Source organism: Amycolatopsis albidoflavus, from assembly GCF_039525725.1.
Classification (GTDB): domain Bacteria; phylum Actinomycetota; class Actinomycetes; order Mycobacteriales; family Pseudonocardiaceae; genus Amycolatopsis; species Amycolatopsis albidoflava.
The window spans coordinates 244,688-256,669 of record NZ_BAAAHV010000009.1 but is presented as its reverse complement, the minus strand read 5'-3'; the positions used below and the strand labels follow the sequence as shown (position 1 = coordinate 256,669).

10 protein-coding genes are annotated in these 11,982 nt (G+C 70.4%); 3 read left to right on the top strand and 7 right to left on the bottom strand.

All coding sequences use genetic code 11. From position 1 onward, the window contains the following. Positions 1-64: 64 nt before the first annotated feature. A complete protein-coding gene (gene rpmE, locus ABD156_RS13110; protein WP_043832086.1) occupies positions 65-292 on the bottom strand; it encodes a 50S ribosomal protein L31 in 228 nt (75 codons plus the stop codon). 233 nt (positions 293-525) lie between these two features. Here rpmE and ABD156_RS13105 point away from each other — a divergent pair, with 233 nt between their 5' ends. Beyond that, entirely contained in the window at positions 526-1,050 is a 525-nt protein-coding gene (locus tag ABD156_RS13105) for a CHAP domain-containing protein (RefSeq protein ID WP_344271396.1), read from the top strand. Between the two features lie 160 nt (positions 1,051-1,210). Here the strand turns inward: ABD156_RS13105 and rho are convergent, their stop codons facing one another. From rho to argS, 6 genes are all read right to left on the bottom strand, one after another. Further along, positions 1,211-3,247, bottom strand: a complete 2,037-nt coding sequence (gene rho, locus ABD156_RS13100) for a transcription termination factor Rho (RefSeq protein ID WP_344271393.1) — start codon at positions 3,245-3,247, stop codon at positions 1,211-1,213. Positions 3,248-3,653: 406 nt separating this feature from the next. After that, complete coding sequence (gene thrB / locus ABD156_RS13095; protein WP_344271390.1) at positions 3,654-4,574, bottom strand: homoserine kinase; 921 nt, start codon at positions 4,572-4,574, stop codon at positions 3,654-3,656. Between the two features lie 85 nt (positions 4,575-4,659). Continuing rightward, entirely contained in the window at positions 4,660-5,715 is a 1,056-nt protein-coding gene (thrC, locus tag ABD156_RS13090; protein ID WP_344271387.1) for a threonine synthase, read from the bottom strand. Continuing rightward, positions 5,712-6,986, bottom strand: coding sequence for a homoserine dehydrogenase (locus ABD156_RS13085; RefSeq protein ID WP_377927071.1), 1,275 nt, complete (start codon positions 6,984-6,986; stop codon positions 5,712-5,714). Before ABD156_RS13085 ends, thrC begins: the two co-directional genes overlap by 4 nt. A gap of 63 nt (positions 6,987-7,049) precedes the next feature. After that, positions 7,050-8,480 carry a diaminopimelate decarboxylase gene (lysA, locus tag ABD156_RS13080; protein WP_344271384.1) on the bottom strand — a complete coding sequence of 477 codons (1,431 nt, stop codon included), beginning with the start codon at positions 8,478-8,480 and terminating at the stop codon, positions 7,050-7,052. Between the two features lie 3 nt (positions 8,481-8,483). Beyond that, positions 8,484-10,148, bottom strand: a complete 1,665-nt coding sequence (gene argS, locus ABD156_RS13075) for an arginine--tRNA ligase (protein WP_344271380.1) — start codon at positions 10,146-10,148, stop codon at positions 8,484-8,486. A gap of 203 nt (positions 10,149-10,351) precedes the next feature. On the opposite strand from argS, the gene ABD156_RS13070 reads away from it, so the two are divergent. Together ABD156_RS13070 and ABD156_RS13065 are read left to right on the top strand one after the other, a co-directional pair. Next, positions 10,352-11,191 (top strand): thioredoxin-like domain-containing protein, encoded by an 840-nt coding sequence (locus tag ABD156_RS13070; RefSeq protein ID WP_344271377.1) that lies wholly within the window; start codon positions 10,352-10,354, stop codon positions 11,189-11,191. Between the two features lie 2 nt (positions 11,192-11,193). Next, the gene (locus ABD156_RS13065; protein ID WP_377926978.1) at positions 11,194-11,940 is read left to right on the top strand and encodes a DUF305 domain-containing protein; all 747 of its coding nucleotides are present in this window, start codon (positions 11,194-11,196) and stop codon (positions 11,938-11,940) included. Positions 11,941-11,982 lie beyond the last annotated feature (42 nt).

Here is an 11,982-nt window from a genome sequence, read left to right as displayed (position 1 = left end):
GCGAACAAGCCCGGACAGAACAACGGCGCCCACCCGGGCGTGCGGGTGGGCGCCGTCGGACAAGCTACTTGGCGTCGGTCTTCTGCTGACGCTTGCCGTAGCGCTTCTCGAACCGGGCAACCCGGCCACCGGTGTCCATGATCTTCTGCTTGCCGGTGTAGAAGGGGTGGCAGTTCGAGCAGATCTCGACGTGGATCTGACCCGACTCCTTCGTGCTGCGGGTGACGAAGTTGTTCCCGCAGTTGCACGTGACGGTCGTGGTCACGTATTCGGGGTGAATACCGCTCTTCATGGTGTCCTCTCTCGTTGGCCCCGGGTCCCCAGTGCGGGGTGAACCGGTGCCGGACTTCAGCGGGTCATTCTGCCAGACGTGCTGGCACGGGCTACAACACACCCCGGTGACCAGGTATTCCACGCTCCGCCGCGACAGTCGGTAGTGAAGGACATTCGCATTGTACGGATTTTGTACCTGATGGCGTGAAGCTGGCCGAGTTCGTGAATCGCTCACTTACTGGAGGTCCGGACATGCGCACGACCGACCTGCTCACCCGGCTCGCGAAGCCGGCCGCCGTGCTGGCGCTGGCCGCTTCCGCCGCGGTCTTCGCGCCTGCCGCGAACGCCGCCGACGGGATCACCGCCGCGGACGTGAACCCCGCCGCGGGCACGTTCTCGGAGGTGTCCGAGGCGAACCTGACCGGTGCCGCGGACGGCACCCCGGCCGGTGCTGTCGCTTGGTACAAGGCGCACGCCGGCAGCACCGGGTGGGAGCACTACTGCGAGAAGGCCGCCGAGAATTCGTACGGCACCACCGGGGTTTGGGCGTCGGCCAACGCACATTGGAACGGAGCCAGCCCGAAGCACACCAGCGGCAAGCCGCCCGCCGGTTCGTTCGTGTACTGGAACATCAGCGCCTACGGCCACGTCGGCATCGCGGACGGCAACGGCGGGTTCTACGCCACCAGCGTCGGCGGCAAGATCGGCCACGGCAGCTCCACGAGCTACTTCAACAACTACCGCGGCTGGACCCCGGCCGCCGTCCCCCGCCACTGAGTTTTCTCCCCGTGCCACCTCCCCGGTGCGGGGAGAAACGTCCGTGAAGGACTCCTTGAGGGAATCTGATTCCCTCAAGGAGTCCTTCACGGACCTCCACACGCAACACGGCCCGCCCCCGGAAGCGATGGGGGCGGGCCGTGTTGTGTGAAGCGGGAACTCAGTCGTCGTCTCCGCCGCCGAGGGCGGTCTTCGAGACCTGCATCAGGAATTCGATGTTGGTCTTCGTCTTGCGCAGACGCGAGATCAACAGGTCGATGGCCTGCTGCGAGTCCAGCGCGTGCAGCACGCGGTGCAGCTTGTGCGTGACCGCCAGCTCGTCCGGCGAGAGCAGCAGCTCTTCCTTACGGGTGCCGGACGGGTTGACGTCGACCGCCGGGAACACGCGGCGCTCGGAGATCTTGCGGTCCAGCTTGAGCTCCGCGTTGCCGGTGCCCTTGAACTCCTCGAAAATCACCGTGTCCATCGTGGACCCGGTCTCCACCATCGCGGTCGCGAAGATGGTGAGCGAGCCGCCGTTCTCGATGTTGCGCGCGGCGCCGAGGAAACGCTTCGGCGGGTACAGCGCGGTCGAGTCGACACCACCGGACAGGATCCGGCCGGACGCGGGCGCGGCCAGGTTGTAGGCCCGGCCCAGACGGGTGATCGAGTCGAGCAGGACGACGACGTCGTGGCCCATTTCGACCAGGCGCTTGGCCCGTTCGATGGACAGCTCGGCGACCGAGGTGTGGTCGGACGGCGGGCGGTCGAAGGTGGAGGCGATGACCTCGCCCTTCACCGACCGCTGCATGTCGGTGACCTCTTCCGGACGCTCGTCGACCAGCACGACCATGAGGTGGGCCTCAGGGTTGTTCGTGGTGATCGCGTTCGCGATGTCCTGCATGATCGTGGTCTTACCGGCCTTCGGCGGGGACACGATCAGCGCTCGCTGGCCCTTGCCGACCGGCATGATCAGGTCGATCACGCGGGTGGTGAGCTTGTGCGGCTCGGTCTCGAGGCGCAGCCGCTCGTTCGGGTACAGCGGGGTCAGCTTGGTGAAGTCGGGACGGCGCTTGGCCTCGTCCGGCTCCAGGCCGTTGATCGAGTCGACGCGCACCAGCGGGTTGAACTTCTGCCGCTGCTGCTCGCCCTCGCGCGGCTGGCGCACGACACCGGTGATCGCGTCGCCGCGGCGCAGGCCGAACTTGCGGACCAGCGACAGCGAGACGTACACGTCGTTCGGCCCGGCGAGGTAGCCCGAGGTGCGCACGAACGCGTAGTTGTCGAGCACGTCCAGGATGCCGGCGACCGGCAGCAGGACGTCGTCCTCGCGGATCTCGGTGTCCGGAGCGCCGCCTTCGCGCTGGCCGCCCCCGCTGCCCCGGCGGCGACGGTCGCGGAAGCGACGGCCGCGACGGCCGCCTTCCTCGTCGTCGTCCTGCGGGCCGTTGTTCCGGTTGTCGCGGTTGTCCTGCTGGTTCCGCTGCCGGTTGTCGCGGTCCTGGCGGTTGTCCTGACCGCCGCGGTTGTCGCGGTTGTCCTGCCGGTTGTCGCCGCCGCGGTTGTCGCGGTTGTTCTCCCGATTGTCGCGGCCGCCGTTGTCCCGGCTGTCGCGGTTGTCCCGGTTGTTGTCGCGGTTGCCGCCCTGGCGGTCGCCGCGCTGGTCGCGCTGGCCGTCGCCCCGGTTGGCTCCGCCGCGGCGACGGCGGTTGCGGCCGCCTTCCTCGGACTGGCCGTCGGACTGCTGGCCCTCGGAACGGTCGTGGCGCTCCGGGCGCTCCTGCGCGGCGGGCTTCCCGTCCTGCGCGGTCTCCGCCTTCGGCGCCTCGGCCTTGGGAGCCTCCGCCTGCACCGGCTCGGCCTTCGGCTCCGCCTGGGGAGCGTCCGCCTTCGGCGCGTCGGCCTTGGCCCGGCGGGCGGGCTTCTCGGCCTTCTCCGCCTTGACCGGCTCGCCGACGCCGTCGAGCGGCAGCGTCTCGGCCGTCGCGGCGCGCTTCTTGCTCTTGCCCTGGCGCTCGCGGATCGCGGCGATCAGGTCCCCCTTGCGCATGCCGGTGGTCTCGCCCACACCCAGTTCGCCCGCCAGCTGGCGGAGCTCGGCGATGACCATTCCGGACAAGCCCCCGGTGCGGCGCTTCGGAGCGGCCGCGGCCCCATTGGTCTCAGCGGCCGCGGCGGGGGTCTCCACGTCGCCGCTCAACAGATCGGTGTTGCTCACACATGTCCTTCCTGACCGATCCACGTTCCAGGTGGATCAGCGGACTGCCGCCGGTAGCGAGACGGCTTCTGCCTCCGATGCGGACGGCTCGCGCCCAGCCGTGCGAGACACAGCGAAGCGCCGCCAGCACAGGGTGTTTGCCCCCTCCGGACGGAGAAAGCGGAATTCGGCACCGCCGGAACCGGAAACCCGCCTGCGTCCCTCCGCCTCCCGCGTGCCGGGCGGTGCGGAATCGGCGGATCGACGAAGGATGCGGACCGGAGCCGCCGCTAGGGGCGAACAGGCCCGGCATCGGGTGCGGAAACGCACGGTGATCGAACGCCCCCGAGGGTAGACCGCGCCTTGTCCGGGTGCAACAACCACCCCCCGCGTGGCGCACGCTGCCGTCCAGCCTGTGACCAGGTCGTCACCTGGCCACAACCTGCACGCCGTCGCGGTCCACGGGCAATTCGGCGACGTCGAACCCGGTAACGTCGACGCCCGCCGGGAGTATTCCGGTCAGCGTGAGAGCGAGCACAGTCGGGCCGGCCCCGGAGATGGTCGCGGGCACGCCCTGGGTACGCAGCGTGCGCACCAATTCGGTGCTCGCCGGGTACGCCTCGGCGCGGTAATCCTGGTGCAACCGGTCCTCGGTGGCCGCCATCAGCAGTTCGGGCCGCTCGGTGACGGCCAGCACGGCGAGCGCCGCCCGTCCCGCGCTGTGCGCCGCGTCGGCGTGCGGCACCCGCGCCGGAAGGAGCCCGCGCGTCGTGTTGGTGGACGACTTCTCCGCGGGCACCGCGACCACCGGCCGGATCGCCGCGTTCGGCTCCACGCGTTCGGCGCGGAATCGGCCGTTTTCGGACCACGCCACCACGAGCCCGCCGAACAGGCTCGCCGCCGCGTTGTCCGCGTGTCCCTCGAACTCGGCTGCGAGCTGGAGCGCGTCGGCGTCGAGCGGACGCTCCGCCAGCGCATAGCCCAGCGCCACGCCGGTGACCACCGCGGCCGCCGACGACCCGAGGCCGCGCGCGTGCGGAATGCTGTTGTGGCAACGAAGGTGCAGGCCCGGCGGCCGGACGTCCAGGTGTTCGCAAGCCCGCCGGAGCGCGCGGACCACCAGGTGGGATTCGTCGGTCGGCACGTCCTCGACGCCGCCCGCTCCCGCATCGAGCACCTCGATCTTCAGGCCGCCCTCGGTGACCTGCAGTTCGACCACGTCGTAGCGGGCCAGTGCGAGGCCGAGCGCGTCGAATCCCGGGCCGAGGTTCGCGCTCGACGCCGGGACCGTCGCGCGGAACCCGCGCAGGGCCGTCACGACCGCGCCCCAATGTGGCATTGGGTGCATGCGACGCACCCAATGTGGCGTTCGGTGCGTGAGACGCACCCAATGCCACATTGGGGCGCTGTGGCCGAAGCGGGAGCCGGGCCGGTCACCGCAGGTCCAGCGCCGCCGCCACGGCCGTCGGGTCGACCGCGAGCGGTTCTACCTCGACGTTGCCTTCCAGCGCCGTCGCCGGGTCCTTCAGGCCGTGCCCGGTGACCGTGCAGACGACCTTCGAGCCCTTCGGCAGCCGTCCGTCCGCCGCGGTGGCCAGCAGACCCGCCACGCTCGTCGCGGACGCGGGCTCCACGAAGACGCCCTCGCGGCGGGCCAGCAGCCGGTACGCCTCAAGGATCTTCTCGTCGGTGATCGCCTCGAACAGGCCGTCCGACTCGTCGCGCGCGGAGACCGCGCCCGCCCACGAAGCGGGGCTGCCGATGCGGATCGCGGTCGCGATGGTGTCCGGGTCGGAGACCGGTTCGCCGTGCACCAGCGGCGCGGCGCCGGCGGCCTGGAAACCGAACATCCGCGGGGTGTTCTTGACCACACCGTCGGCCGCGTACTCCGAATAGCCCTTCCAGTACGCGGTGATGTTGCCCGCGTTGCCGACCGGGAGGCAGTGCACGTCCGGGGCCTCGCCGAGCACGTCGCAGATCTCGAACGCCGCGGTCTTCTGCCCGGCGATGCGCACCGGGTTGACCGAGTTGACCAGCGTGACCGGATAGTCCGCCGCGGTCTTGCGGGCGAGTTCGAGGCAATCGTCGAAATTGCCGTCGACCTGGAGGATCCGCGCGCCGTGCAGCACCGCCTGGGCGAGCTTGCCCATCGCGATCTTGCCCTGCGGCACCAGCACGGCGCAGGTGAGCCCGGCCCGCGCGGCGTACGCGGCGGCCGAGGCCGAGGTGTTGCCGGTGGACGCGCAGATCACCGCTTTGAGGCCGCTGGCCAGCGCGTGCGTGATCGCCACGGTCATCCCGCGGTCCTTGAACGAGCCGGTCGGATTCGCGCCCTCGACCTTCAGGTACACCTGCGAGCCGGTCAGCTCCGACAGGTGCGCGGCGGGCAGCAGCGGCGTGTTGCCCTCGCCGAGCGTGACCACGCGCGCCCCGTCGGGGACCGGAATCCGGTCGCGATATGCCTCGATGATCCCTGGCCAACCACTCACGCGTCTTCGCCTTCCACCCGCATCACGCTGACAACCTCGTGCACCACATCGAGTTTCGCGATTTCGTCCACAGTGGACTGCAAAGCCGCGTCCGGCGCAAGATGGGTCACCACGACGAGGCTCGCCGTGTCGTTCGCGTCGCGCTGGCGCACCGCGGCAATGCTCACGCCGTGCGCGGCAAACGCTTGCGCCACCTGGGCGAGCACGCCCGCGCGGTCCGCGACGTCGAGGCTCACGTGGTAGCGCGTCGGCGTCTGGCCCATCGGCCGCACCGGCAGCGCGGCGTGCGCCGATTCGCGCGGGCCGCGGCCGCCGAGCACCTGGTTGCGCGCCACCGCGACGAGGTCGCCGAGCACCGCGCTGGCGGTCGGCGCGCCGCCGGCGCCCTGGCCGTAGAACATCAGCTCGCCAGCAGCGTCCGCCTCGACGTAGACCGCGTTGAACGCGCCGCCGACGCCGGCCAGCTGGTGGCTGCGCGGAATCATCACCGGGTGCACGCGAGCGGAGACCGACTCCGCACCGTCATCCGCCGTCACCCGTTCGCAAATCGCCAGCAGCTTCACCGTGCGGCCAAGCGTGCGCGCCGCGGCCAGATCGGACGCCGTGACGTCGGCGATGCCTTCGCGGTGCACGTCTTTCGCGGTGACCCGGGAGTGGAACGCCAGCGAGGCAAGGATCGCGGCCTTCGACGCGGCGTCGTAACCGTCGACGTCCGCCGTCGGGTCCGCTTCCGCGTAGCCGAGGCGGCTCGCCTCGTCGAGCGTTTCGGCGTAGCCCGCGCCGGTGGCGTCCATCGCGGAAAGGATGTAGTTGGTGGTGCCGTTGACGATCCCCATCACGCGGGTGATCCGGTCGCCAGCCAAGGATTCGCGCAGCGGGCGCAGCAGCGGGATGGCCCCGGCCACGGCGGCCTCGAAGTACAGGTCGACGCCAGCCGCGTCGGCCGCCTCGAACAGTTCGGCGGAATGCTCGGCGAGCAGCGCCTTGTTGGCGGTGACCACGGATTTGCCCGCGTTCAGCGCGGTGAGCAGCCAGCTGCGCACCGGGTCGATCCCGCCGACCAGTTCGACCACGACGTCGACGTCGTCCCGCGCCACCAGCGCGGCGGCGTCGTCGGTGAGCAGCTCGGCGGGCAGCTCCGGGTGCTTGTCCGGGCGCCGCACCGCGATGCCGACCAGTTCCACCGGCGCGCCCGCGCGGGCCGCCAGCTCGCCGGCCTGTTCGGTGAGCAGCCGGGCGACCTCGCTGCCGACCGTGCCGCAGCCGAGCATCGCGACGCGAATGGGCGCACGATCCGTTGGAGAGAGGCCTTTCGGAGACACAGTGGACACTTCTCAAACCTCCAGGCGCAGCATGTCGTCCGTCGTCTCCCTGCGCAGCAGCAGCCGGGCGGCGCCGTTGCGCACGGCGACCACCGCGGGCCGCGGCAGCCGGTTGTAGCCACTGGCCATCGCGTAGCAGTAGGCGCCGGTCGCCGCGACGGCCAGCAGGTCGCCGGGAGCCAGCGTGTCTGGCAGCCAGCAGTCTCGGACGACGATGTCGCCGGACTCACAGTGTTTTCCCACCACGCGAGACAAAGCCGGGGTCACCGGCTCGTCGCCGTCGGCGGCGGACCGCGAAACCACGCGGCAGTCGTACACCGCGTCGTAGAGCGCCGTGCGGATGTTGTCGCTCATGCCGCCGTCGACGCTGACGTACCGGCGGGCGGTCTCGTCGCCGAGCGCGACGTCCTTGATCGTGCCCACTTCGTACAGCGTGAACGTGCCCGGGCCGGCGATCGCGCGACCAGGTTCGCCCGCGATGCGCGGCACCGGGAGGTCGGCGTACGCGCATTCCTTGCGGACGATTTCGCGGATCTGCGTGATCATCTGCGAGGGCGGCGGCGGGTTGTCCTTTTCGGTGTAGGCGATGCCGAAACCGCCGCCGAGGTCGACGACGTTCATCTGTTCCAGCAGTTCCGGGCCGTGCTCCTTGGCCAGTTCCGCGAGCAGCCCGACAACGCGGCGCGCGGCCACCTCGAACCCGTCGGCGTCGAAGATCTGCGAACCGATGTGGCTGTGCAGGCCGATCAGCTTCAGCGACGGCGCGTTCAGCACCCGGCGCACCGCCTCGGCGGCATCGCCGGAAGCCAGCGAGAAACCGAACTTCTGGTCCTCGTGCGCGGTCGCGATGAACTCGTGGGTGTGCGCCTCGACGCCGACCGTCACCCGGACGAGCACCTTCTGCTCGACCTCGTGCGCGGCGGCGATTTCGGCGAGCCGGGCGATCTCGTAGTACGAGTCGACCACCACGGTGCCGACACCCGCTTCGACGGCCGCGTCAAGTTCGGCGACCGATTTGTTGTTGCCGTGGAACGTGATCCGTTCCACCGGGAAGTTCGCGCGCTGCGCGACGGCCAGTTCGCCGCCGCTGCAGACGTCGAGGCTCAGTCCCTGCTCGGCCACCCAGCGGGCGACCTCGACGGACAGGAACGCCTTCGACGCGTAGTGCACGAGCGCCGGGTCGTCGAACGCCTCGGCGTAGTCGGCACAGCGGGACTTGAAGTCCGCTTCGTCGACCACGAACAGCGGCGTGCCGTAGGTCTCGGCGAGATCGCGCACGTCGACGCCGGCGATCCGCACGACGCCGTCCGCGGCGCGATAAACGTTGCGCGGCCACACTTTCGCGGGCAGCAGGTCGAGTTCGCCGGCGCTCGCGGGCGGGAACCCGGAGGCGTCGGCATGGGGGTAGACGTCGGCGTGGCGGGGGCCCGCGGGGTGCGCCATTGTTTACATCCGTTCCGGAGCGGAGACACCGAGCAGCGACAGGCCGTTCGCCAGTACCTGGCGCGCGGCTTCACACAGAGCGAGCCGGGCGTACGTGAGGGGTGTTGCCTCCTCGTCGCCCTGCGGGAGGACCCGGCCCACGGTGTAGAACTTGTGGTACGCGCCGGCCAGTTCCTCGAGATAGCGGGCCACGCGATGCGGTTCGCGCATCTCCGCCGCCCGCCGCACCACGGCGGGGAATTCGCCGATGGTGCGGATCAGGTCGCCTTCTGCAGGCAGGGTGAGCAGTCCGAAATCGACGTTCTCGCCGGACTCGCCGGTCTTCAGGCCGAGGTCCGCCGCGCCGCGCCGCAGCGACGACAGCCGGGCGTGCGCGTACTGCACGTAGTAGACCGGGTTGTCGTTGGAATGCTTGCGCAGCAAGTCCAAATCGATGTCCAAAGAGGAATCGACGGAGTAGCGGATCAGCTCGTAGCGGGCCGGGTCGACGCCGACCGCTTCCACGAGGTCCTCGAGCGTGATCACGGTGCCCGCGCGCTTGGACATCCGCACCGGCTTGCCGTCGCTGACCAGGTTCACCATCTGGCCGATCAGCACCTCGACCGTGGCCGGGTCGTCGCCGAACGCCGCGGCGGCCGCCTTGAGCCGCGCGATGTAGCCGTGGTGGTCCGCGCCGAGCATGTAGATGCACAGGTCGTGGCCGCGGTTGCGCTTGTCCTTGAAGTAGGCCAGGTCGCCCGCGATGTAGGCGGTGTTGCCGTCCTTCTTGATGACGACCCGGTCCTTGTCGTCGCCGTACTCGCTGGAGCGCAGCCACCAGGCGCCGTCGGCGAAGTAGAGGTTGCCGGAGTCCTTGAGCTGCTGCACCGCCGCGTCGACCGCGCCGGATTCGTGCAGCGAGTTCTCGTGGAAGTAGACATCGAAGTCGGTGCCGAACTCGTGCAGGCTCTGCTTGATCTGGCTGAACATCAGCTCGATGCCGATGCGCCGGAAGGTCTCGTGCCGCTCGTCCTCGGGCAGGCTCAGCGCGCTCGGCTCGGCCTTGATCACCTCGGCCGCGATGTCGCTGATGTACCCGCCCGCGTAGCCGTCCTCCGGCGCGGGCTCGCCCTTCGCGGCGGCGATCAGCGAGCGCACGAACCGGTCGATCTGCGCGCCGGCGTCGTTGAAGTAGTACTCGCGGGTGACGTCCGCGCCCTGCGCGCCGAGCACCCGGCCCAGCGCGTCGCCGACCGCGGCCCAGCGCGTGCCGCCGAGGTGGATCGGGCCGGTCGGGTTCGCGGAGACGAACTCCAGGTTGATCCGGGTCCCGGCCAGCGCGTCGCCCCGGCCGTACGCCGCGCCCGCGGCCAGCACCTGGCGCACGACCTCGCCCTGGGCGTCCGCGGCGAGCCGGAAGTTGAGGAAGCCCGGTCCGGCGACCTCGGCCGCGGCCACCCCGTCCGCACCGGCGACCACCTCGGCGAGCGCCTCGGCGAACTCGCGCGGCTTCAGCCCGGCTTTCTTGGCCACCTGCAGCGCGAGGTTGGTCGCGTAGTCTCCGTGGTCCGGGTTGCGCGGGCGTTCGATGGTCACGGTCTCCGGCAGCACGGCGGCGTCGACGCCCCGTGCGGCGAGGACCTGCACGGCGGAGCTGCGGACCAGATCGGCGAGAGCGGCGGGAGTCACTCGCCGGATTCTAGGTGCGCTTCGGCCGCGCGGTCGCGGCGGTACGCGCTGGCGAGACGGCGGGCACACCGGAGGCGGATGTTCCGCTCGCCGGGGCGCCTCGCGGGTGTTCACGGTGATCGCACGCCCGGTCTCTACACTGGGCTACCGGCAGGGTTCCGTCCGGATCCCTCCCCCGCTCTCACGAGGAGATCTCGGCAACCATGGCCAACGGGACCACCAAGAAGAAGGGCTCGTCCGCGTCCGCGGTGAAGGCGGCGAAGAACCGCTCGGTCGTCGCGGGCAAGCGCACGCCCTGGGGCACCATCATCGGCGTCGTCGTGGTGGTCGCCCTGCTGGCCGGCGTCATCGTCTACTACCTGCAGGCCTCCGCGCCCAAGCGCGACCAGGCCTCCCGGGACGAGGCCGCCGCCGCCTTCGCGCCGACCGCGAGCAATCCGGACCCGTCGAAGAAGATCCCCGGCGTGATCACCAAGCAGTACACCGGTTCGGTGCACATTCTGCCCACCGAACGGGTGGCCTACGACCAGAGCCCGCCGTTCGGCGGCCCGCACGACGGGTACTGGGCCACCTGCACCGGCGTCGTCTACCCGACCGCGGTGCGCAACGAGAACATGGTGCACGCGCTCGAGCACGGCACCGTGTGGATCGCCTACAACCCGGACCTCGTCAAGGGCGACCAGCTGCCGCTGCTGGAGGCGCGGGTCAAGGGCAAGCCGTACACGATGATGTCGCCCTACCCCGGCCTGGACAAGCCGATCTCGCTGCAGTCGTGGGGCCACCAGCTGAAGCTCGACAGCGCCGACGACCCGCGCATCGACCAGTTCATCGCCGCGCTGCGGACCAACCCGAACGGCGTGTACCCGGAGATCGGCGCCTCGTGCGACGCGCTCGGCAAGGGCATGTTCGACCCGAGCAACCCGCCGAAGTTCGACCCGAGCAAGCCGGGCAAGGACGCGAAGCCGATGGACTACAAGGGCAGCACCGGGGCGCAGAACGAGCAGCAGCCCGGCATGCCGGGCACCCCGCCCGCCGGGCAGTGACCGTGGGCAGCTCCGAAAACGACGCTGACCAGGCGGAGGCGAGCGCTGTCGAACCCGAGGAGCCCGCTCCGGCGGAGCGGACCGGCTGGTCCCGGTGGGTGGTCATCGGCGGAACCCTGATCGCCGTGCTGCTGGTCGGTGCCGCGATCGGCGTCTTCGCGACGCGGCTCACCGACGGCAGCGACGCGGTGCCCGCGACGCCGGGCGCGGGTTCGGTCGAGGTCGGCTTCGCCCAGGACATGTCGGTGCACCACCTGCAGGCGGTCACCATGGCCGGCTGGGCGCGCGACCACTCCACCGACCCGGAGATCCGCCAGCTCGCGTTCGACATCGAGCGCACGCAGACCGAGCAGGTCGGGCGGATGAAGGGCTGGCTCATGCTGTGGGACCAGCCGGAGCAGGCGACCGGCGCGTACATGACGTGGATGACCGAGCCGATGGGCCACGCGGGCATGCAGATGCCGACCAGCAGCCCGGCGGGCGGCGCGCCGATGCCCGGCATGGCCACCGACGCGGACCTCGCGAAGCTGCGCTCGCTGTCCGGGCGTGCGCTGGACGTCGAGTTCCTTCAGCTGATGCTGCGCCACCACCAGGGCGGCGTGGCGATGGCCGAGTACGCGCAGGACCACACGTCCAACGACGCGGTGAAAGCGTTGTGCCGCAGCATGTTGGTGTCGCAGGGCGCGGAAATGGACCAGATGAAGCTCATGCTGAAGGGGCGGGACGCGCAGCCGCTGCCCGCCCCCTGACGTTCTCCGTGAACCCGTTCAAAAGCTCGTGAGCGCTTAGCC

Excerpts from the sequence above, each read along its gene's own strand:
- lysA (WP_344271384.1), bottom strand. The coding sequence starts at position 8,480 with ATGGCGCACCCCGCGGGCCCCCGCCACGCCGACGTCTACCCCCATGCC.
- rpmE (WP_043832086.1), bottom strand. The coding sequence starts at position 292 with ATGAAGAGCGGTATTCACCCCGAATACGTGACCACGACCGTCACGTGC.
- ABD156_RS13085 (WP_377927071.1), bottom strand. The coding sequence starts at position 6,986 with ATGCTCGGCTGCGGCACGGTCGGCAGCGAGGTCGCCCGGCTGCTCACC.
- ABD156_RS13105 (WP_344271396.1), top strand. The coding sequence starts at position 526 with ATGCGCACGACCGACCTGCTCACCCGGCTCGCGAAGCCGGCCGCCGTG.
- ABD156_RS13070 (WP_344271377.1), top strand. The coding sequence starts at position 10,352 with ATGGCCAACGGGACCACCAAGAAGAAGGGCTCGTCCGCGTCCGCGGTG.
- thrB (WP_344271390.1), bottom strand. The coding sequence starts at position 4,574 with ATGCACCCAATGCCACATTGGGGCGCGGTCGTGACGGCCCTGCGCGGG.